This is a genomic window from Cohaesibacter celericrescens, assembly GCF_002866925.1.
GTDB lineage: Bacteria > Pseudomonadota > Alphaproteobacteria > Rhizobiales > Cohaesibacteraceae > Cohaesibacter > Cohaesibacter celericrescens.
Window position 1 is genome coordinate 430,443 of record NZ_PKUQ01000031.1, and the last position, 20,990, is coordinate 451,432.

General features: G+C 49.3%; 19 protein-coding genes and 1 pseudogene. 12 read left to right on the forward strand and 8 right to left on the reverse strand.

Going from position 1 to position 20,990, the window contains the following annotated elements:
* Positions 1-5: 5 nt before the first annotated feature.
* From C0081_RS16330 to C0081_RS16345, 4 genes are all read right to left on the reverse strand, one after another.
* Positions 6-1,091, reverse strand: coding sequence for an ABC transporter ATP-binding protein (locus tag C0081_RS16330; RefSeq protein ID WP_101534878.1), 1,086 nt, complete (start codon positions 1,089-1,091; stop codon positions 6-8).
* Positions 1,088-1,879 (reverse strand): DeoR/GlpR family DNA-binding transcription regulator, encoded by a 792-nt coding sequence (locus tag C0081_RS16335; protein ID WP_101534879.1) that lies wholly within the window; start codon positions 1,877-1,879, stop codon positions 1,088-1,090. Before C0081_RS16335 ends, C0081_RS16330 begins: the two co-directional genes overlap by 4 nt.
* Positions 1,880-2,299: 420 nt before the next feature.
* Positions 2,300-3,301, reverse strand: coding sequence for a class 1 fructose-bisphosphatase (locus C0081_RS16340; protein WP_101534880.1), 1,002 nt, complete (start codon positions 3,299-3,301; stop codon positions 2,300-2,302).
* Positions 3,302-3,714: 413 nt separating this feature from the next.
* Complete coding sequence (locus tag C0081_RS16345) at positions 3,715-5,820, reverse strand: methyl-accepting chemotaxis protein (protein WP_101534946.1); 2,106 nt, start codon at positions 5,818-5,820, stop codon at positions 3,715-3,717.
* 1,170 nt (positions 5,821-6,990) lie between these two features.
* Between C0081_RS16345 and C0081_RS16355 the strand changes: the two genes are divergently transcribed.
* From C0081_RS16355 to C0081_RS16410, 12 genes and pseudogenes are all read left to right on the forward strand, one after another.
* A complete protein-coding gene (locus tag C0081_RS16355) occupies positions 6,991-7,647 on the forward strand; it encodes an RNA polymerase sigma factor (protein ID WP_210200531.1) in 657 nt (218 codons plus the stop codon).
* Positions 7,648-7,779: 132 nt separating this feature from the next.
* Positions 7,780-8,523 (forward strand): annotated as a pseudogene (locus C0081_RS23895) (flagellin); the annotation flags it as partial.
* The gene (locus C0081_RS23900; RefSeq protein WP_373236954.1) at positions 8,500-8,943 is read left to right on the forward strand and encodes a flagellin; all 444 of its coding nucleotides are present in this window, start codon (positions 8,500-8,502) and stop codon (positions 8,941-8,943) included. The pseudogene C0081_RS23895 and the gene C0081_RS23900, both read left to right, overlap by 24 nt.
* Positions 8,944-9,073: 130 nt before the next feature.
* Positions 9,074-10,777: a flagellar filament capping protein FliD gene (gene fliD / locus C0081_RS16370; RefSeq protein WP_101534882.1), complete on the forward strand. Its 1,704-nt coding sequence runs from the start codon at positions 9,074-9,076 to the stop codon at positions 10,775-10,777.
* Complete coding sequence (locus C0081_RS16375; protein WP_101534883.1) at positions 10,777-11,226, forward strand: flagellar protein FliS; 450 nt, start codon at positions 10,777-10,779, stop codon at positions 11,224-11,226. Before fliD ends, C0081_RS16375 begins: the two co-directional genes overlap by 1 nt.
* Positions 11,227-11,283: 57 nt before the next feature.
* Positions 11,284-11,535, forward strand: a complete 252-nt coding sequence (locus C0081_RS16380; RefSeq protein ID WP_101534884.1) for a hypothetical protein — start codon at positions 11,284-11,286, stop codon at positions 11,533-11,535.
* Between the two features lie 303 nt (positions 11,536-11,838).
* Positions 11,839-12,504: a flagellar hook assembly protein FlgD gene (locus C0081_RS16385; RefSeq protein WP_101534885.1), complete on the forward strand. Its 666-nt coding sequence runs from the start codon at positions 11,839-11,841 to the stop codon at positions 12,502-12,504.
* Positions 12,505-12,516: 12 nt separating this feature from the next.
* Complete coding sequence (flgE, locus tag C0081_RS16390; RefSeq protein ID WP_101534886.1) at positions 12,517-13,761, forward strand: flagellar hook protein FlgE; 1,245 nt, start codon at positions 12,517-12,519, stop codon at positions 13,759-13,761.
* Positions 13,762-13,766: 5 nt separating this feature from the next.
* Positions 13,767-14,021 (forward strand): hypothetical protein, encoded by a 255-nt coding sequence (locus C0081_RS16395; RefSeq protein WP_101534887.1) that lies wholly within the window; start codon positions 13,767-13,769, stop codon positions 14,019-14,021.
* 31 nt (positions 14,022-14,052) lie between these two features.
* Positions 14,053-14,511: a flagellar export chaperone FlgN gene (locus C0081_RS16400; RefSeq protein ID WP_180966929.1), complete on the forward strand. Its 459-nt coding sequence runs from the start codon at positions 14,053-14,055 to the stop codon at positions 14,509-14,511.
* A 27-nt stretch (positions 14,512-14,538) separates the two neighbouring features.
* Positions 14,539-15,882: a flagellar hook-associated protein FlgK gene (gene flgK, locus C0081_RS16405; RefSeq protein ID WP_101534889.1), complete on the forward strand. Its 1,344-nt coding sequence runs from the start codon at positions 14,539-14,541 to the stop codon at positions 15,880-15,882.
* 8 nt (positions 15,883-15,890) lie between these two features.
* The gene (locus tag C0081_RS16410; RefSeq protein ID WP_101534890.1) at positions 15,891-16,790 is read left to right on the forward strand and encodes a flagellin; all 900 of its coding nucleotides are present in this window, start codon (positions 15,891-15,893) and stop codon (positions 16,788-16,790) included.
* A gap of 122 nt (positions 16,791-16,912) precedes the next feature.
* On the opposite strand, the gene C0081_RS16415 is transcribed toward C0081_RS16410, so the two are convergent.
* The 4 genes from C0081_RS16415 to C0081_RS16430 form a co-directional block, all read right to left on the reverse strand.
* On the reverse strand, positions 16,913-18,706 hold the full coding sequence (locus tag C0081_RS16415) for an FAD-dependent oxidoreductase (protein WP_101534891.1): 1,794 nt from the start codon (positions 18,704-18,706) through the stop codon (positions 16,913-16,915).
* On the reverse strand, positions 18,703-19,431 hold the full coding sequence (locus tag C0081_RS16420) for a ferric reductase-like transmembrane domain-containing protein (protein ID WP_101534892.1): 729 nt from the start codon (positions 19,429-19,431) through the stop codon (positions 18,703-18,705). Before C0081_RS16420 ends, C0081_RS16415 begins: the two co-directional genes overlap by 4 nt.
* 2 nt (positions 19,432-19,433) lie before the next feature.
* Positions 19,434-19,649 carry a 4Fe-4S dicluster domain-containing protein gene (locus tag C0081_RS16425; RefSeq protein ID WP_101534893.1) on the reverse strand — a complete coding sequence of 72 codons (216 nt, stop codon included), beginning with the start codon at positions 19,647-19,649 and terminating at the stop codon, positions 19,434-19,436.
* 474 nt (positions 19,650-20,123) lie between these two features.
* Complete coding sequence (locus C0081_RS16430) at positions 20,124-20,840, reverse strand: GntR family transcriptional regulator (RefSeq protein ID WP_101534894.1); 717 nt, start codon at positions 20,838-20,840, stop codon at positions 20,124-20,126.
* Positions 20,841-20,990: the final 150 nt, after the last annotated feature.

The window sequence follows — 20,990 nt, forward strand, 5'->3', positions numbered from 1 at the left end:
AAGGGTTAAGGCTGAAGCGCCTCGACCGGGTTTTGTGGCTTTTTGATGCGTGCACCTGTCACCTTATCGAACAAGGCCAGATCCTCAGATGCGAAGGAGAGGGTGATCGGCGTGCCGGGTGTGAAATCACTGCGCCCCGAGGCCCGCACGGTGATGGTTTCATCGGCGATCAGACAGTCGAGCATGGTGTCAGCGCCTAGAAATTCGACAGAAGAAATCGTGGCCTTCAGAGCCCCGTCTTCAGCCAGGTTGATAGCCTCGGGCCGCAGTCCGACAAGCAGAGTGCTGCTCGAACGTGATTGCAGATTTTGGCCCAGCGCGCCAAGAGCCGACGCGTCAAACAGGCTCATCGGTGGCGTGCCAATGAAACGCGCAGCAAATAGGGTACTTGGTTTGTCATAAAGCGCGCGCGGACTATCGACCTGTTCAACTTTTCCTTCGTTGAGTAGCACCACCTGATCGGCCATCGTAATGGCTTCGGCCTGATCGTGCGTCACATAAACCATGGTAAAACCGAGCTTTTGCTGCAAGGCGCGCAACTCAAGGCGCATTTCATGACGCAGCTTGGCATCCAGATTGGAGAGAGGTTCGTCCATTAAGCAGATTGAGCGCTCGGCGATCACCGCTCGCGCCAATGCGACGCGTTGTTGCTGGCCGCCGGACAATTCAGCAGGCTTGCGGCCCAGCAGCTTTTCCAGCCCCATCAGTTCGGCCACCGCCAGTAGTTTTTCTCCACGAGTGCGTTTGGGCTCTTTGCGGGTACGCAGCCCAAAAATGATATTTTCGGCCACATCTAGATGCGGAAACAATGCATAGGATTGGAAGACCATCGACAAGTAGCGCTTGTCTGGTGAGCGGTGGGTGACATCCTCGTCACCGATATGCACCTTGCCTTCGGTTGCTTGCTCAAGCCCAGCGATGATGCGGAGTAAGGTGGACTTGCCACAACCAGAAGGCCCGAGCAAAGCGGTGAAAGAACCCGCCGGAATGGTGATGTCGACATTATCCAGAGCGCGGGTCTGTTCCCAGACCTTACTGATGCCATGCAACGCGATGGAGCGCCCATGATGGACCGGATGGATGATGCTCATAACGCCTGCTCCTCTACCACCTTGCTTGGCACGGCAACGCTAACGCTGGCCAAGCCAAGCTTGTCTAAAAATTGTTGGGGAATGGCTTGGTCACAAAAAATATGGTCGACATCGGACAGGTGCCCGCCGCGTACGTCGGCCGTGCGGCCAAATTTGCTGTGGTCCATGACCAAATAGGACGTACGGCAATTTTTCAGAATGGCCCGCCGACTGCCGACTTCAGCTTCGGAAAAATCAAGTAAGCCGCCGTCCTGACTGACCCCCGCCACACCAAAAATACCAAAATCCACCTCGAAACGTTCAAAGAAAGCCTCCACCTCGGCCCCCAGAATGTCGCGGTCGCCAGAGCGAACCGAACCACCCGCTATGGTCACAGACCAGTCGTGGCGTCCACTTGCCTGCATGGCGATATTGAGATTGTTGGTGAAAATCTTGAGATTGGTCTTTTCCTGAAGCGCAGCAATGGCCATTTCCGGTGTCGTACCAATCGACAGGGCAATCGAGCTGCCGTCAGGGATATGCGCAGCCACTTGCAGCGCGATTTTGCGCTTGGCTGCCACATTCATAATTCGGCGCTTGGCATAAAGCAGGTTGCCGCTGATTGGAGGGGCCTCTACACCACCCCAAACCCGGCGCAATTCCCCTTGCTCACACAGCGCATTCACATCGCGGCGAATGGTCTGGGTGGAGACACTGAAATGCTCCGACAGAGCGTCGATGGCACAAAAACCTGTCTCGGACACCGTCTTGATGATCTGCAACTGCCTGTCGCTATAGGTATCAATCATCCCGCCACCAACTCACCTGCATTCGAACCATTCGCTGCAAGGTTTGCGCTTTGTCGAAGGCGGAAAATCTCAATCGCCTTCAGTGTTTGGCGGGAGACTAGGCGTGGATTGTTTCAGTCATTTGAATGTTTTGTGACATTCAAATGAAATCGGTTTTTAGGCGAGGGAGCAACGGGGGCGAATAATATTTGGCTGAAACCTGCGGTTCATACCGATCCCTGATATAAGGATAGGAGCGAAGTTGCTTGCTGATGTTGAAATGAACATTAATAAATGAACGCAAAATAGTCGGCTTGAAAATCTGGAGACCTCTGATGCCGATGGTGTCTGGCTATGAAGTTGCAACGCACTCAAATCCGCGCTTTTATCCGGCGGTTTGAGTGCGTTTGAACAGTTCGAACAGGGGCAGGGCTTTGTTGACTATTTGAAGTAGCTTTCGGCCATTTCTACTTCAGTTTTGCTGCCCAGGATGACGGGGGATCTTTGATGCAGCGTCTTGGGTTCAATATCAAGAATACGCTCAGTACCCGTTGAGGCTTTGCCTCCGGCTTGTTCGATGATGAATGCCATTGGGCTGACCTCATAGAGAAGGCGCAAGCGTCCGCCCAGTTCTCTATTGTTTGAGTCCACCGGATAAAGGAAAACACCACCTCGAACGAGAATGCGGTGTATTTCCGCCACCATCGAGGCAATCCAACGCATATTGAAGGGCCGCCCCCTTGGGCCATCTTTGCCTGCTATCAAGTCTTCAAAATAAAGCCGCACCGGATCGTCCCAAAGTTTGTAGCGGGATGCGTTGATCGCAAACTCACTGGTGTCCTCAGGGATGCGCAAGTCGGGATAGGTGAGGCGGAACTCGCCAGTTCCGGTCTGATGGGTGAAGCCATTCACACCTTGACCGAAGGTGAAGACAAAAGAGATGGACGGGCCATAAAGCGAGTAACCGGCGCAGATTTGTTCCGAGCCCTTGCGTAGCACCTGGGTTTCGTTGGTCTGATCGATGTCTTCTTTCAGTTCTATGATCGAAAAAATTGATCCGACCGATAAATTGACATCCAGATTTGATGAGCCGTCCAAGGGATCAAAATAAATCAGATAGTCGCCTTTTCTGGGATTTTCCTTGATCCAAATGACTTCGTCAACTTCTTCGGAAATGAGTGCGGCGACGCGAGAGCAATTGGTGCAATGATTGATAAAGGCATCATTGGCGATCACATCAAGTTTCTTTTGGGTTTCCCCTTGGATGTTTGTACTGCTCATTGCTCCAAGGTTTTGAAACAACGCGCCTCTTCTAACTTGATGAGACACGATGCGGCAGGTTGTTGCTAAATCTTCCAGCAACAACACCAAGTCCAGATCCAATCCATGAAGCTTGGCTTCATTGAGGAGAAACTGTCGCAAAGTGATGTGTGAAACGTTCATTTTAATCTTCTTTCTGGATATCCAATTGTTGGGTTCTGATTGGCTCGCAGATTTCAAGATTCAGCGCGTCAAGGTTCCTTTTACATAGCCTATGTTAGAACAACAAAGGATCGAAATGTAAGCAGGAACAGGCGAAATAACGCGAAGCGGAAACTAAAGTTGAATTTTTTTCTTTGTTTCAGGCACTTTAGAGGCGGTTGGAAGCCAGGGGTTGATTTTATTGGTTGCTGTTTACTAAGCGCATCAACTGTTGCGGATGATGATGGCAAAAGCGCTTGGTGACAGGCACACCTGAGATCTGTCTGAGCAATCATGCGCTGCAATAAGCACGGAAAAATAAGGCTGATGGGGCCTCAAATCAGGTATATTGGACATTGCCACTGAATGCGGCAATGTCCATTTGAAGAGATATCTTAGCCAACGGCCTTAACATTACTCAAGAATGCCTGTACGCCAGCCTTGAGGTTTTGGGCTTCTTGTTGCAGTTCCTGCGCCGATTTGTTGACCTGTCGTGCGGCTCCCCCTGTCTCACGTGCTGACGTTGACACGCCGGTAATATTGTCCGTCACTTCTTGTGTTCCGGAAGAGGCTTCTTGGATGTTATGAGCGATTTCTTTTGTCGCTTGACCCTGCTGTTGCACGGCGTCAGAGATCGCATTGGATATCTGGTTCATTTTATCAATGGTCGCCGCGATTGTCCGAATTGCTGCTACGGCACCGTTGGTTTCCGTTTGCACAGCTTGAATTTGCTGCGAGATTTCATCGGTTGCTTTTGAGGTTTGCGTCGCCAGTTCTTTAACCTCTGCTGCAACAACGGCAAATCCCCGGCCCGCCTCGCCAGCACGTGCCGCCTCGATGGTGGCGTTCAGCGCCAACAAGTTGGTTTGTTCTGCGATATCAGTAATCAATCGCACTACTTCGCCGATGCGACCGGCTGCAGCTGTCAAACCTTCAATCTTATCATTTGTCTCGCGGGCCTGCTCAACTGCATCAACGGCAATTTTGTTGGAGTCCGAGACTTGTCGGTCAATCTCATTGACGGATGTGAACAATTCTTCGGCAGCTGCAGCAACGGTTCGCACATTGGCCGAAGCTTGTTCAGAAGCAGCCGCAACCGCATTGCTTCGTTCGGAGGTGTTATCGGCACCCAGAGAAAGCGTCTCTGCCGTTTGATTGAGATCGGTGACCAGTTTGGATACCGAGTCGAGCAATCCTGATACCGTGTGATCAAAGTCACTGGTAAAGATTTGCATTTGATCGGCTCGTTTGATGCGGTCATTTTGTTCTTGTTCTTGAATGCGTGAAAGATTTTCAGCTTGCTGTGATTTTTCTCTGAACACTTCAAGGGCTTTGTTTATTTCACCGACCTCATCATTGCGGTCAAGGTAACTTAAGGGTTCGTCATATTTGCGAGCAATCAAGGCCTTGATGCTTTCGATGGTGGTGGCCATCGGTTTGCGAATGACGGAACGACCAACAAGGTAGAGCGCTGCAGCAACTGCAAGCAGCAAGCAAAGCCCAACCAGAGCGACCGTAAGAATCATATCATTGCTGGCTGCAGATAGAGTGGAAACTGGCACATTAACAACAATTGCTAACGCCGAGCCGCTGTCGCCAAAATGAACCGGTTGAATGATGCGCAGCACGTCAGTTTGTAAGCTGTTTGAGTAGCCATAATATTCGTAATTGGTGCCTGCCTTAACTGCGGCCAAAAGATCGGATTTGTGGGCAAGGTCAATCTCTGAGCGGGCTGTGTCCCAGTCTTTCCCCAACAGCTTGGCATCGCTATGGGCCAGCCATTTGCCCCCTTGGGAGATCAAGTGAATGGATCCTGTCTCCAGTGGTTTAATAGCAGCCAAATCATTGGAAAGAGAGTTCAGGATAAGATCACTCCCGGCAACCCCAATTGTTTTGCCACTCGCATCTTTGATTGGGATAGACATTGAAATACCAAGAACGGTTTTGTCACCCATCGCCCAGCTATATGGTTCACCTATAAAATCTCTACCCGTTTCATAGGCAGTCTGAAACCATGCTTCAGGTTTGTCTTTGATGTCGACTTTGGTTGTGGCCTGAGCTCCAATGCTGCCGTCTGGATTTCGGAAGTAATAAGGGCGCCATTGCCCTGTTTCGTCATGTGTCTCGGTGTTGACGTATTCTGCATCTTTGCCATCAACCTGATCATTGAGAACGACCCCCCAGGTTCCTGATAATTTTGTGTCTTCAACAAGGGTGTTGTGCAGGATCCTTGACCAGACTTTGCGATCCGCCACGCCTGAGGCCTTTAAGCTATCAAGGGTTTTCGTAAGCTGTCGTGCGGCGCTCAATCCGTGTTCTAGTGTCAATTTGACATTTGCGGCCTGCGTATTTGCGACCGCCTTTGCCTGTTCAACGGAAAGCGTTTTTGTAACATTCGCACTTTGCCAACCAATAACTGTGATCCCCAATATTAGCACCAATGTCAGGGAGCTAATGCTCGCGATCAACATTTTGGTTGTGATTTTCAGTTGCTTGAACATGACAGATCTCTCCTGCGGATCATTGCTGGTCAAACTGCATTCAAATTTGCGGGTTTGGAATGACATGCAGTTGCAATTTAAAATATTCAAAATTGATTAATAATATTTTACAGATACATATCTGGATTAAGGTGTTGGGGAAAATACGTAGTAATCGGTACATTTTTATATTTGTTTGTTTAATTTGTAAGTATTAACTCGAATTTTTGATCTATTTATAAATGATGATCCGTGTGTTTTATAATTAAAATGGCGGGAACATGGTATGTAATTCCGAGTTTCCTCAAGTTATTATGATTTATTTTTGTTGATTGCTTGTGCGAATCTTAAGAGTATCGTGTTCGGGATTTTTTATAGATCTTGACCCGTTTTCAACTAAATAAATCAGGAATGGAGGAAGCGCGCGGCGTGCAAAAGCTTGAAGGAACTATTGTTAGTAGGCACCTGGATATTTTAAATTGCCAATGGACCACCGGTGTGGCTGTGGACAAGGCGCGAGGAGCGGGCTTTTTGCCGCCGCGGATGGCAATAAATACGCTCTCGAAATCTTTCTGATGATGTCTATTGTTGCCGAGCGATTAGGCGTCATCAGCGTCGTCGGGAATTGCCAAAGTAAGCTTTCAAAAGAGATGATTCATGCTTAATATCATTTCCGTTGTTGCAATATTGTATATTTCAGTCTAATTCTGGATTTATTAAGCATTAATAATTGGATGGGTGCGTGTTGATCTTGGTGGTTGGTTTAAAGTATATTTTTGTTGAATAATTATTTTTGATTTAAATAGATTGTAAACACTAATTAATATTACTCATTATTATTTAGTATAAAAAATTTATATTTTACTTGTTAAAAATTTTTAGTATTAAAATATATTGTTTAAATCACGATATATTTTTAATGAGCTATTTTTAATTGTAATTTTGTTTTATTGAATTTTTAAAATACATGATATTGAAACTATATAATAAAGCATTGCTATCATTTTCATTTGGTTGAATGCAGCTAGGCATATATTTCCCAGTTGTGGGAAATATATGCCTAGAAAAATGCAGAAATAGACAGAAAAAAAACTCATAGTTACACGCCAGAAACCGTTCGCTACAACGTTAAAGATATAGAGCACCTTTCTATAGGTCGACATGTGGCCCCGGAACATAATGGATTGAACGATGAGCAATGCAACGATGGTATGTATCTCACAATCGGACATATCAACCCCGGAAAGCACGCAGGCAAAATCGCTGCAGGCACAAGATTTGAGCGCGTTGTCGGATGATGAATTGCTCGGTTTGATCGCTATGGGACAGGAAGTGGCTTTTCAAGCGCTGGTTGCGCGGCATATAGATCGCGGATATGCCGTCGCCTATCGAATATTGCATAACGGGTCTGATGCCGAAGATGTTTTGCAGGATGCGTTTTTGCAGGTCTGGACGCGGCGTGACAATTGGAAGTCCGGACAAGCCAAATTTTCTACTTGGCTGTTTCGCGTTGTCACCAATCGCTGCATTGATCATTTGCGCAAGAACAAAGCAACCGCGCTGGATGAAATTCCGGAACCGAAAGATGGAAAATTAAGTCAGTCCAAAATTTTGGAGATGCGCGAGGGACTTGAATTGTTGGAAGATGCCGTCGCCAAACTGCCAGACCAGCAACGCATCGCGCTTGTTTTTTCTTATTATGAAAATATGAGCAATCGTGAAATTGCAAAAATCATGGATACCAGCGTTTCTGCGGTTGAATCTCTGTTAAAGAGAGGAAAACAGAAGCTTCGTATCATCCTGAAAAACGATAGCCGCGATATATTATCTTTGTTTACTCAAGGTTAATGCGCACGTTAAAATGTATAAATAAATCTCGCCTGATTTGGGCGCGTCGCTCCGTTTGAGAATTAAGGCGTGAAGGAACACGCCACCGCACCTGTAAGTGGGGCGGAGTTCGTTTAGTTCAGGAGTTCGACTATGCCCGTCATTTCCACCAATACTGCCGCAAACACTGCGGTCCGTTTCTTGAATATCAACGCAACCGAGCAATCCAGCTCACTTGCCAAACTGGCCAGTGGATCCAGCATCAACAAGGCGTCCGATGATGCTGCTGGCCTCGCGATTGCGACCCGTATTTCTTCCGATGTTGCCGCATTGGAACAGGCTTCCACCAACGCTTCCCACGGTATTTCGGTTCTTCAGACCGCAGATGGCGGTGCTTCAAACGTCAGTGACATTCTTGAGCGCATGAAAGTTCTGGCGTCTCAATCAGCATCCGGTACCGTGACCGACACTGAACGTACCTACATTCAGGCTGAGTTTGACGAACTGCAGGAAGAGATCGATGGCATCTCTCAGAGCACGCGCTACAATGGACAAAGCTTGCTCGATGGTACCAGTGATTTTGCCGAAGATATCACAGAAACAGCAGCAGTGGCGACCGGTGCTACAGCTGATCTCACAACCACTGCCGGCGATACGGGTACGATTTCCATCAATGGTGTTGATGTTACACTCTTGAACGCTGATACAACCTACACCGTCGATGAAATGGTTGCTGACATCAACGCCGAGAGTGCTACTACGGGCGTCACAGCCTCTAACGAGAGCGGTACATTGACGCTCACAAGCACGGTAGAGGGCAGTGACGCAGAAATTACACTGGCCGATGGTTCCGGCACTCTGGATTTGTCTTCTTTGGGTCTGACTGCGGGCACGACCAATGGCACAACGGTCGAAGAAGCTGGATCTGGCGCTGATATCATCGTTGGTTCGGATGCGACAGATACAATCAATCTGTCCGTTGTTTCCTTAACGACCTCCTCCTTGGGGGTCGATACTCTTGATATTTCAACGCAGGCAGGTGCGACCACTGCTCTGACTGCTCTGGATGACGCGATCGACCAGGTCTCATCAGCCCGTGCTGAAATGGGTGCGATTATGTCTCGTTTTGAGTTCCGTTCAGCTCAGATTGATACCAGTGTTGAAAATCTGGATTCAGCCAAATCGGCGATCGAAGACGTTGATATCGCCAAAGAGCAGGCAGCTTTGTCCGCTTCCAGCGTTAAGGTTCAGGCCGCGGTTGCAGCCGCCACTCAGGCAAACGAAATGCCTGAAAATCTTCTGAGCCTCATACGATAACCAGCGCAGCCATGGGCCGCAATGATCATGAAATACCCGTCACAATCGTGGGATGATCTTGCGGTCCTGGCGAGCCGTCTGGCTGGGCAGATCAAACCCTTTTACATCATCACCGAACGGGAGTTGTTGAGTGACAACTGTTGATACAACATCGACATCAACCACCTCAACTTTGACCTCATCATCGATATCAACATCCACCTCTTCGGATGACACTGATTGGGATGCCTTGGTTGAAGTCGCGGTTGCGCAAAAGCAGCTTCCTGCTGATACCATCGAAGTGAAGATCGCGGAAAACGAAACCGAAATCGAAGCTTATGAAACCATGCAGGGCTTGCTTCAGGATATTACATCATCTCTGGATATTATCCGCGGTACGGACGATTCCCTAACTGAAAATGATGATATATTCTCTGTCCGCGAAGCATATACGACTGCCAATGGTGACGTTGATGCATCATCGGCTGTTGTGATCACTGCTGATGATGGTGCCGATATCCAAACCTATGATCTCAAGATTTTGCAGCTTGCCAAAGCCCAGAAAGTGGCCTCGGAAAGCCAGAGTAGCGAAACCGACGCGATTGGGATGGCTGGTACATTTTCTCTGCAATTGGATGGTGGAGACGAACTTGCCGCTGACGCGGTGGAGATCGAGGTTGACAGCGGTATGTCCCTGGCAGATATCGCCGAAGCGATCAATGCTGAATCCAGTCTCACCGGAATTTCTGCTTCGATTATTGAAGTATCCAGTACCGAATTTAAGCTTGTGCTGAACGCTGATGACACCGGACAAGACATCACAATGGCCAGTGTTGACGGGGATGATATTGGACAGAGTTTGGGCATTGTCGATGCCGCGGGAGCTTTTACCAACGAGCTTCAAGCCAGCCAAGATTCGATCTTCAGCATTGACGGTATCGAAATCACGCGCGACACAAACACCGTAGATGATGTGGTCGATGGAGTCACTTTTTCGCTTTACCAAACCACTGGAGAAGACGACAGCATCTCGGTCGAAATTTCTCAATCCCTCTCCGAAATCAAAACGTCCGTACAATCCATCGTGGATAGTTATAATGCCTATCGCGAATGGGCTTTGACTCAACAAGAGACAGCTTCCGGCGGCGGGGCATCAGATGATGCTGTCTTGTTTGGAGATGGAACGCTGCGCAACGTGAATAATGCGATTGCCGACGCCCTTTCTAGTATGGTTGATGAAGACAGCATGGCGCTGTTGGGGTTGTCCTATGACAACAGCAACTATCTTGAGCTTGATGAAAGCGTGTTGAATGACGCCTTGCTGAACGATTTGGATGGGATTGAAAGCCTGCTCAATTTCCAGATGACATCCAGTTCCAGCGATCTCGTCCTGCTTAATCGCAACGGCACTATGCCCAGCTCCCTTTCGTTGGATGTTACCGTTGATGAAGATGGAGTGCTAGCAGGGGTGTCTGTTGATGGTGATGACAGTCTGTTCGAGGTTAAAGGGTCCCGTATCGTAGGGGCCGAGGGATCGGACTATGAGGGCATCACCTTTGTCTTCACCGGCTCTGAAGACATGACAATCGACATCACGACATCAACGGGGATCGTTGAAAATTTGTATCAAGCTGTCTCTGGATATTCCGATGAAGATGATGGTCTCATCACCGATATTATAACCAGTCTGGAAGATGAAAACAGCAATTATGAAGATAGCTACGAAGCTATCATGTCGACCGTGGAGGATTACCGCGACCGGTTAATCACTCTATATGCCAGCTATCAAGAAAAAATATCCGAGGCAGAAAGTTCTCTTGACTACCTCGAAGCGCTTTTCAATACCGGAGATTAATGATGAACTATGCCCTCAATCATGCCATTGGTGCTTATCGTACCGCCAACAAAACAGTCGCGCCTACCAAAGCCGTGACGCTCTTGCTTGATGAGATATTGAATGCTCTCATTCTTGCGTCCTATTATTTGCGTAAAAATGAATATGAGAAAGCGTTCGGAGGCGTGGTTACGGCCTCAAAAGTCATGAGCGGCCTGCGCCAGAATGTCAGCCTTGATGCGGACCCTGAATTGGGGCAACAATTCATCGATATGTATACCAAAAATATCATGGCATTGCACAGCTCCTATGGACGTCCAGATGCGATTGAACGCTATGCAAAACAAGCCGTCGGTATTTTGGAGTTTCGAAATGCTTGGGCCGAAATCTCTCATCTGCCCAAACGAAGCATTGACACTGTTATGGGAGAGATTCTAGACAATTCAGTTAAGAAGGCGTCTGCGGCATAGACCAGACGCCAGAAGATCGTGTTTTGGTAGCCCGGTTTTCAAGTCTCTAAGGTGATTATGGTCAAGCCCGAAGACGATATGACAATAGAGCATTTCGAGACGTTGTTAGATCTTTACGGGTCAGACCTTTCCGTCTGGCCTGTTCTTGAAGGTGGCGTGGCCAAACGGCTTCTGGAGAATTCCCAGACTGCCCGTAATAGCCTTCAGATGAGTATCAATATTGCTAAATTGATCGAGGCACAGCCCCCCCTTAAGGCTCCGGCCTCCCTGATCCAGCGCATTATGGATAAAGCCAAAAAACCTTCCTGACGCACTGATATCCCCCAAATGACATTTGTAAAAGCAGGTAAAATTTCGCGATCCTCGTCGCGCATTATCGCTTTGTATAGCGCCATCGCGCCCTTTTTTTCAAGTAAGATCTTGTGAATAGCCTCACTAGGCAATTTTTACCTTGCGGCAATGAGTATTCGGTAAAATATTCCCAAATTTTTATTTGTATTTATTGCGCCTGATTTCGTGATTTCTCCCGTTTGATAAATATGAGAGGCGAAATTGCAAAGTATAAACATGCATTCGCTTTGTAACGTTTAATTTTGCGTGATCGGAAGCGGCATGACGGTATCAGCACTAAGTACATTGACAAGTAGCAGTTCGACAACAACCAGCACCACCAGCAGTAGTTTGGATCTGGATAGTGCTGATTTTCTTCAGCTCATGATCGAACAGTTGCAAAATCAGGATCCGACAGATCCGACTGATACAAGTGAATTCTTGAGCCAGATGGTTCAGCTTTCCAACTATGAATCGCAGGTCTCAAACACCGAGAGTCTCCAAAATATTGCGACCTCGCTCGACACGCTCATTTCTTCCAATGGATTGGGCTATCTTGGCCAGACCATCAGCGCCAACGGCGAGACCACCTCCTTACAAGATGGGGCCGCACAATGGTCCTATACGCTGGAGAGCAACGCCGACGACGTCACGGTTAGTATTCTTGATCAAGACGGCGACACTGTCTACTCGGAGGCGGGCAATACAGATGCGGGCACCTATGATTTTTCATGGGATGGCGTCACCAGCGACGGTGACCAAATGGCGGATGGTGGAATCTACACACTGGAAATTTCTGCCACTGATTCCTCGGGCAACGCAGTGACAACCAGCAGCACAATCACGGGTCAGGTCACCGGCGTCGACTCGTCGGGAGACGCAACCTATCTCACCATCGGCAGTGTTGGTGTGACCATGGACAATATCACAGCGATTGTTTCAAACTAAAGGGAGGCCGATATGAGCTTAGCAGGTGCAATGAATTCGGCCATTTCTGGCCTTTCTGCTCAAACCTCTGCTCTGGCAACAGTGTCAAGCAACCTCGCCAACTCTTCCACCACCGCCTATAAAACATCCACCACCAGCTTTGCCAGTTTGGTGGCGGGTAGTGGTTCGACCAAATCGGGTGGTGTCACAGCGTCAAATATTTCCAACGTTACGTCTCAAGGCCTTTTGGTTGCTTCTACCACAACAACCAATTTGGCCATTGAGGGCGATGGCTTTTTTATTGTTTCGACTGAAGGCGATAGCTCTTCACGCTATTATACGCGTAACGGTGAATTCAGTGTCGATGAAGAAGGCTATCTGACCAACGGTGAGAGCTATCTTCTGGGCTGGGAAACGGACGATGACGGCAATGTTTCCGGTGGAGCCAGTAGCGTCAATCTCACCAAGATTGATGTAAGCTCGGTTCAGAGTTCGGCCGCAGCAACTACGGAAGTTGATACAAATGCCACTTTGCCGGCTGATGCGGCGGTAGGCGATGCCTTTGAATCCAGCTTTGAGGTTTATGATTCTCTTGGTACTGCCAGCACGGTTACGGCCACTTACACCAAAACGGGTACCAACGCCTGGACCGTATCTTATGCCAGTCCCCTGTCGGCAGATACGTCTTCCACGATCGGCACCGTAACATCAGCGTCAGATGTTGATCTGACATTTGATACCGATGGCAATTTACTGAGCACCACACCTGCCAGCGCGACGTTGGCGATCACGGGATGGACCACAGGCGCAGCCGACAGCTCAATCTCGTTGGGTTTCGACGACTTAACGCAGAATTCCTCCAACGATAGTGCGTCAGCGGAAATTGTGGTTGATACGATTTCTGCGGATGGGCGGGCCTATGGCACCTTGAGTGGTGTTGAAATTGACACAGACGGTTCGGTTATTGCGTCTTTTTCCAACGGCGAGTCGCGTGCAATTTATAAAATCCCTGTGGCTACCTTCACCAATGCAGACGGTCTGATAGAAGGCAACAGCGGGCTCTATTCTGTCTCGACCAACTCGGGCAATGCGACCTTGCATATTGCTGGGACGGGTGGGGCTGGCGTGCTTCAAAGCAGCCAGCTGGAATCAAGCAACGTCGATACCAGTACTGAATTTTCCTCCATGTTGGCCGCTCAACAAGCCTATTCCTCTGCTTCGCAAATCATTTCAACCAGCAAAGAGATGTTTGACAGCCTGATTAGTGCGGTTCGGTAATCTTCATGCCAGATGACCTCACACAATGCAGTGCCAAACTGGGACAATTAAAGCGGGATATTCTTGTTTTGAAGGATAACCCAAATGCGCCCTCTAGCCGGTTGCTGATGCTTGTCGCCAAAAAATCTCTCCAAGAATTGAAATGGCATATGCGCGAGCAGCAAGGGCAAATCCGTAAAAAACTGTCGCGTTCTACCCAAGCGAGCCACGCTGCCGGTGCATATTCCAAAGTGACAGATCTCCGCAAGAAAAAAAGTTAGGCCCACCATGGACACCAGTCAGACAAACGTCATGCAATTTCCGAGCGATAAAGCAAAAATAGAGCTCGCAATCGATCAGGCTATTGCTGTCGCGGACGAAATCATACTGCTGGCAGAAGAAGAAAACAGACGGCTTGAAAGCGGCAGACCCGTGCAAATGCAGGATTTGTTAGAAAGAAAATCCAAATTGGTTGCTGAATTTTCTGCCTTTTTTAAAAGCTTCAATCAAAATCGCGAGGCCTTTCTTTTTGCTTCGGACGAGAAGTTCAATATTTTGCAAGACCGCGTTCAAAGCTTGGCACAAATCATCTTTCAAAATGCGAGCAGTTTGACAAAAGCTGCCAATGCAAACGAACGGCGCATTAAAACCATCATGCGAGCCGTTCGAGAGAACCAGCAGCATGCAGCCCTGACCTCTTATGGAGATAGGGGGCAACAGGCCTATGGTTCGGTACAGCCTGTCTCAATCAAAAGAAGCCATGAGGTTTAACCGGTTCGAACCAGGGATAAGAGAGCAATGACCACACTTGCTACCTCGTTACATATCGCAACCAGTTCGCTGGGTGCCACGCAAGTCCAGCTCTCTGTCGCCGCCAACAACATCGCCAATGCGGACACCGATGGCTATACCACCAAGCGCGCCACCCAAATCTCTCTTACGTCTGGGGGCAGCGGCTCTGGCGTGTCTATCGCCGAGATTGCCTCCAATGTCAGCAAAATTCTAATGACTGACCTTATCGATGCCACCTCTGAGACTGCCGCAGCAACCATCACTCAAAGTTACATAAGCAATTTGCAAAGTGCATTGGGTAGTTTATCCAGCGAAACTGGTGAGGGGTCTGCGCTTTCCAACACCATTGCGGCCTTCGAAGACGCCATGACGGGGCTTGCGACCACACCGGAATCAGCCAGTCTGGCAAATGCTGCCGTGGCAGCCTTGGAAGATGTCACCAACCAGATTAACGATACAGCAAGCGACATTACAGACCAGATCGAGACTGCTGATAGTCAGATCGCAACAGGAGTGGCGGAGGCCAATGAAGCCCTTGAAACAATCGACGGTCTGAACGCACAAATCAGAACCGCCACCGCCAGAGGTGACAGTACATCAGATTTGCAAGACCAGTTAAACACCGCCTTGGTTGCGCTTTCAGAACAAATGGAAATAAAAACTTTCACCGGGACCGACGGCAGTACAAAGGTTTATTCGGCTTCTGGTCAGGTTTTGGTTGATAGTACCTCCCACTTGCTGACAACTGACACAGATGCGTCTGGCCATGTCACGATCTCTGTCAATGGGTCCGACATCACAGACAAGCTTGATACCGGGTCTCTGGGGGCTTTACTAACCTTGCGTGATGAGACTTTGCCCGCTTTTAGTGAGGCCTTGGACGAATTGGCAAATCAGCTGGTCACCACGCTCAATACTGTGCAACCCGGCCTCTTGACCGGCACGAGTGCGTCGGACATCGCTGTTAGCGATAGTCTGTTGAGCGATCCGACCACTCTTTTGGGGACGGCCAATGCATCGGAAACCGCCAACGCGATACTGGATGCCTTGCAGGGCGACACCTCCTTTAACGCGGCCGGTGTTCTGTCCGCGGGTGATCGTAGCTTTACGGATTATGTCGGCGAAATCATCTCGGCAGCGGTGAGTGCCTCAACCAGTGCGTCGAACAGTCTGGACTTGTCGCAAACGGAACTAAGCTCAATTGAAGACACTATTGCTTCAATCTATGGCGTGAATGTGGACGAAGAGACCGAGCGGCTGGCCGAGTTGCAACAGCTCTATGCGCTGGCTTCAACCATTCTCAGCACCATCCAGTCCATGTTTGATGATCTTCGGTCTGCGGTCTCATAGGTGATGTCATGGTAATGCGCGTTTCAACTTTCAATCAGACTTCATCTGTCTTGCAAATGGCCATGACCACGCAGGCAAAATTGGCTCAGGTGCAGCAGCAACAAGCCAGCGGATTGATATCGACAGAGTATGGCGATCTGGGTAGCGATGCTGGCACCGTGCTTGATCTCAGTGTCTCGATCGCACGCTCTGATGCGCTGATATCAAGCGCCGAGCGCATTGCGACGCGCAGTGAAATGTCGGCTTCCATCTTGGGCCAAATCAGTGACCTGTTGACCAACACACGTACATTGGTCAATGCCACGAGCACCGACATTGATATCGCCAGCCTGCAATCAAACGCACAAAACAATCTTGAAGATTTGGCATCGTTGGTGAATACCCAATATGAAGGGCGCTATTTGTTTGCCGGCAGCCTGACCGAAACATCCCCTGTCGATTTGACCGCCTATGCCGCAACATCCCTCACAACCGTCAACACAGACTATTATCAGGGTGACGATTACATTCAAACTGCGCGCGTAGGGGAAGAACGCAGTATTGATTATGGCATAACGGGGAATGATGATGCGATCGAACAGGCGATGCGCGCCTTGTCCTATCTTGCCAATGCGTCCCCTTTGGAGACGAGTGAGCTTGCCGATGTCTCAGAGCTTTTGATCTCGGCCCAAGACGCGATTATCGCCGCCCAGAGTGCCTCGGGCACCGCAACAAATCGCCTTGAAACATTTATTGAAAATGAGACTAGTTTTAAAACCGAAGCCGAAAGCCTTGCTACTGACCTGACGTCGGTCGACGTGGCCGTTGCGACCGTTGAGGCGACAACCTATAAGACCCAACTTGAAGCCAGTTATTCAGCTCTCAACGTCATGATCAATTTAAGCTTAGTTGATTATCTCAATCTATAGGTCTCTGCCTGCGGCTTTTGTGGTGACGCAATAAGGCGCGGTGCTATGAATGACAATGGAGCAACCCGTTTGGGCGCTCCATTGTCTATCTGACTGGCCGGATTTTTCGGGCCGGAAGGGTCTTAACTCTGCGCCGGCCAGTGATCGAAGGCTTGTTTTTCAAGCTGCATTGAGCCGTCCTCTCCCTTGAATATATTGATCCACGCCCGCCAGTTTTCGTCATCCACTTCCGGATAATCAAGGCGGTAGTGGCTGCATCTGCTCTCGGTGCGCATCAGAGATGCGCGCAGTTTCATCTCGGCACTCAAGATCATGTTGCGTGTTTCAAAAGCCAGACGTAATTCGTGCATATTGGCAGCACGCAACAGCGGCGCATGATGGTCACGCAATTCCTCGACATATGCCAGAGCCGCTTGCATCATCGCTCCTTTTTTCACATAGAGCACAAAATTGGGGATCATCACGCCTTGCAGGGTTTGGGTTACCCACGCAGGCCCGTAACCGGTTTCGCGCTTGAGCGGGGCAAGAATTTCATCAAGGACTGAGGTGAGATTGGCTTTGGCAATGTCCGGCATGTTGGCTCCGGATGCATAGTCTGCTGCGGCTTCCCCCGCAATTGCCCCTTGCACGGCAGACCCGGTCAAAGATGAACCGCCTTGGGTATAAATGCCTCCGGACATATAGCTGCCCAAAGCATCGCCAGCCGCATAAAGGCCCGGGATGTTGGATGCGCAACGATCATCAATGGGTACCAAACCTTCTGCTTTGTGGATCGCCATCCCTGCAGAGGCTCCGCCCATCGCAGCGCCTGAGGCCATGGGTGGGCCGTCCTTGCCACCGCCGGGGGCTCCGCCTCTGCCGTTTCCTTTTGGTGGCCGCCCTTCCGGACCTTCTTGAGGGCCTTTGGCTCCGTGTGGTGGCTTGCCGCCGGGAGGGCCCTTATGTTGGAATTCCTCGGGTACGTAGGGGCCTCCGGATACTTCCACCTGTTTTAAATCAGGCGGGCTACCCGGGCCGCCAAAAATGGGATTGCCAACGACATAGGCCCGATGATTGATATCAACACCAAGGTCGTGATGCACTTCAACACCAATGGTATCTGGGATCCGGTCGAACATATCGCCCCAATTGTCGTAGCAAGCTGCCGGGTTTTTGACTCGGGTCGAGTGGCCGTCATTCCACTCTTTGCCCGTCACTTTTGCTCCGATTTCATAGGCCATGATGGAGCCGTCATGCGTAAGATCGCAGACTGGGAAGCCGCTTGGTTTGAAGCCACCCGCTCCGGTACACAGAATGATCGATTTGGCCTTGATGGTGATTGTCTCCGCTGCATCCAACCGGAAGCCTGCTGCGCCTGCTATTCTGCCGTCTTCCTTGATTAAATGCGTAATGACAATGCGCTCAAGCAAAGGGATGTTGCGTTCGCTGATCGGTTTCATGAAAGGGCGATTGGCGAGAGTCTGGTCAAAAAATCCCCAGTCTTTCAGTTCTTTGGCTCTTGCAAGAGAGTGCTCTGTCATTTGGCGGGTATAGACGGGGTTGTTTGTGCCAAGTGCCGAACGAGAGACCGTTTCGACAAATGCGTCGATCGAGGTTTTTTCAACGTTCGGGTTGTAGATGAAATAGCCCTTGGCAAACGGGGTTAAGCCTGATGATCCAAGCCGCCCCTTTGCGACAATCATTGTATTGGCCCCGGCGTCATGGGCTTTAACGGCTGCGAACAGTCCAGCCATCCCGCCACCAATCACCAGACAATCTGTTTCGTGAGTGACGTTTGAAATTGTCTGCGGATCAATCTCAGACTTGTTTTCTGCCCAAGCCGCATTCTGACCAAGCGCTGCCACGCCAACTGCGGCACCAGAGAGCATCAGAAATTGACGGCGCGTTGAAGCGGTCAGGTTTTCAGACTGGCTCATAAATGTGTTCCTTTGCTTGGTGTTGGCAGAATTGGTTCCTGATGAGTTGCGCTTTGATGCAATTGGCGGCCGCGGTGTTTGGCGCGGTCTTGCGGTACGGTCTTTGCGTAAAACACCGCCAACATCGCAATGCCAACTGTCGCGAAAAAGATCATCGCAGCAGCCATCCCCAAATCGACATGACGCCCTAATTCAATGGCATGCCACAAACCAAGTGGTAGAAAAATGATCGATAGACTGCCGTGAATATAGCGCCACTTGCGATATGTCAGTCCAAAAAGCTTCATGATGCGCATGCGGAAAACGGACATGAAACCGAGCACTAGTAATAACAACCAGGCAGTCAGTCCGAGCAGAATACCCAGATTTTCAAACGTCGTCAGCATGGTGACCAGGGCATCCAATGGTTTCACGCCTGCTTCAAAAAAACGGGGAAAAACAATGAGCAAGGGATGCAGTAAGAGCCAGCCTACTGCGCCATAGGCAATGAACTTATGCGTGGTTTGAACTTGTCGACCATCGAAAAGCATCCTAAGTCCTTCATTGCTGCGGGTCAGGAAGAGTTGCCCCAAAATCAAAAATACGGCCAGTATGGTCAGGATCGATATGATCTCTTTCAGGAATGAGCGGGTAGGTGCTGCGCTCAGACCATAGAGCAACAGGGGCAAACCAATAAAAAGTGCCAGTGCGCTGCCGATGACATAAAATTTTCTATCAATTTTCATTGCTACCCCCAGGGTGTGACAACGGGAATTGTCTTCTCAGGGGCCATTTCAATGGCGTCAACGGGGCAATACATCCGGCACAAATGACAAATCTGGCAGTCTGCCGGATAGGCGATTATGGCCTTGCCGTTTTTCTCGTCCATGCGAATGACATCGCAGGGGCAGGATTGGACGCATTCCATGCAACCGATACAGCCGCTAATGCTCTTAATCGTCATGGTGGTTATCCTTGGTCAGAATTCGCTGATAAGCATTCCGATTTGATTGGGCAGACGCAGGTTGAGTGATGAGAGTGGGCGCTGTGAGTTTTAACGCTGATCAACTCATTCATCACGCAAGAATAGGCATCTGCAGTGCACACAATGCGGTTCGGGCTCATGTCTGACTTGAATAAAGACGCCGCCACTTCATCGACTGTGCCGGAAAATAACAGCAAATCGGTGCGCAGGAAAAAAGAATGAAGTGTGGCACAATTCCAGATTATTGTATTTTTTTGTCGCAAAAGGCGGTTCCGAAACATACAGAAATATTTTGGAAATCTAGGACTGTAAATTTGATTTTTGGAGTGCTGTTTGTGACACGCCAATTCTGGCTCGCCCGAAGGTGAGGAATTTGGCTTTGTCCGATCTCTCAGAGCTTCTTTTGATGCTCCAGATGTCCAGAATGCCGTGAATGTATAGGACGTCCGTTGGTTATCCCAAACGCAAAGCTTCTTTCAGTGTCAACTCGTCGCCCGCTTTAAGGTCCAAATCGGCTTCAATGCAATCAATATGCTTGAGCATAAGCTCAGTAGCCCCGTTTTCATCCCCTGCTTCGATTAGATTGAGGATGTTGTCATGATCGTCATGTCCACAGCTTGAGGTCCCGGTGCGGCCATACAGGGCAATGACGAGAGAAGAGCGCGCTACAAGTTCAGCCATGAATTTCTCTAAAATTGCATTGCCCCCAAAGCGGGCAATCAACAGGTGGAAATCTCCTGAAGCTTTGATTTCTGAGCGCCGGGCATCTGCGCCGAGTTTTTGGTGGAGTGTGGCCTCGGTTTTTAAATGCTCTCTTAGCTTTTTAATATCAGCAGGCGTGATGCGTTTTGTTACTTCGGCAATGATCCCCGGTTCGATCAGGCGACGGCTGGAAAAAATCTGTCTCGCTTCATCAGGTGTGGGGTTTGCGACAAAAGCGCCGCGATTGCGCTCGCTATTCACCAGGCCTTCGAATGTTAGCATCTGAAGTGCTTGTCGCACGACGGTGCGGCTCACCTTGAAAAGGGTTCCGACTTCTGCCTCTGATAGCTTGGTTCCGGGGGCAAGCCTGCGGTCGACGATCGCGTCACGAATGGCATCGCGAATGGCCGCCGCCCGATCTTCAGGGTTGGATGCTGTTGACCGCATATGTGCGAAGTTTAATTCCATTATTAAATTCCTGTTTGTTCCCTTATTGCCTCCTACAGTTACAGATTCAATAGAAGTCCTGTAAAAATCATATGATTGAAAACAATCAGTGCGAATTTAATAGCATTAAATTGTATACAATTTGCGCATTTATCGAATTCAATATTGCCT

What these genes read in the sequence shown, in the direction of transcription:
- C0081_RS16330 (WP_101534878.1), bottom strand. Translation starts at nt 1,091, where the DNA reads ATGAGCATCATCCATCCGGTCCATCATGGGCGCTCCATCGCGTTGCAT.
- C0081_RS16335 (WP_101534879.1), bottom strand. Translation starts at nt 1,879, where the DNA reads ATGATTGATACCTATAGCGACAGGCAGTTGCAGATCATCAAGACGGTG.
- C0081_RS16340 (WP_101534880.1), bottom strand. Translation starts at nt 3,301, where the DNA reads ATGAACGTTTCACACATCACTTTGCGACAGTTTCTCCTCAATGAAGCC.
- C0081_RS16345 (WP_101534946.1), bottom strand. Translation starts at nt 5,820, where the DNA reads ATGTTCAAGCAACTGAAAATCACAACCAAAATGTTGATCGCGAGCATT.
- C0081_RS16355 (WP_210200531.1), top strand. Translation starts at nt 6,991, where the DNA reads ATGAGCAATGCAACGATGGTATGTATCTCACAATCGGACATATCAACC.
- C0081_RS16375 (WP_101534883.1), top strand. Translation starts at nt 10,777, where the DNA reads ATGATGAACTATGCCCTCAATCATGCCATTGGTGCTTATCGTACCGCC.
- C0081_RS16380 (WP_101534884.1), top strand. Translation starts at nt 11,284, where the DNA reads ATGGTCAAGCCCGAAGACGATATGACAATAGAGCATTTCGAGACGTTG.
- C0081_RS16385 (WP_101534885.1), top strand. Translation starts at nt 11,839, where the DNA reads ATGACGGTATCAGCACTAAGTACATTGACAAGTAGCAGTTCGACAACA.
- flgE (WP_101534886.1), top strand. Translation starts at nt 12,517, where the DNA reads ATGAGCTTAGCAGGTGCAATGAATTCGGCCATTTCTGGCCTTTCTGCT.
- C0081_RS16395 (WP_101534887.1), top strand. Translation starts at nt 13,767, where the DNA reads ATGCCAGATGACCTCACACAATGCAGTGCCAAACTGGGACAATTAAAG.
- C0081_RS16400 (WP_180966929.1), top strand. Translation starts at nt 14,053, where the DNA reads ATGCAATTTCCGAGCGATAAAGCAAAAATAGAGCTCGCAATCGATCAG.
- flgK (WP_101534889.1), top strand. Translation starts at nt 14,539, where the DNA reads ATGACCACACTTGCTACCTCGTTACATATCGCAACCAGTTCGCTGGGT.
- C0081_RS16410 (WP_101534890.1), top strand. Translation starts at nt 15,891, where the DNA reads ATGGTAATGCGCGTTTCAACTTTCAATCAGACTTCATCTGTCTTGCAA.
- C0081_RS16415 (WP_101534891.1), bottom strand. Translation starts at nt 18,706, where the DNA reads ATGAGCCAGTCTGAAAACCTGACCGCTTCAACGCGCCGTCAATTTCTG.
- C0081_RS16420 (WP_101534892.1), bottom strand. Translation starts at nt 19,431, where the DNA reads ATGAAAATTGATAGAAAATTTTATGTCATCGGCAGCGCACTGGCACTT.
- C0081_RS16425 (WP_101534893.1), bottom strand. Translation starts at nt 19,649, where the DNA reads ATGACGATTAAGAGCATTAGCGGCTGTATCGGTTGCATGGAATGCGTC.
- C0081_RS16430 (WP_101534894.1), bottom strand. Translation starts at nt 20,840, where the DNA reads ATGGAATTAAACTTCGCACATATGCGGTCAACAGCATCCAACCCTGAA.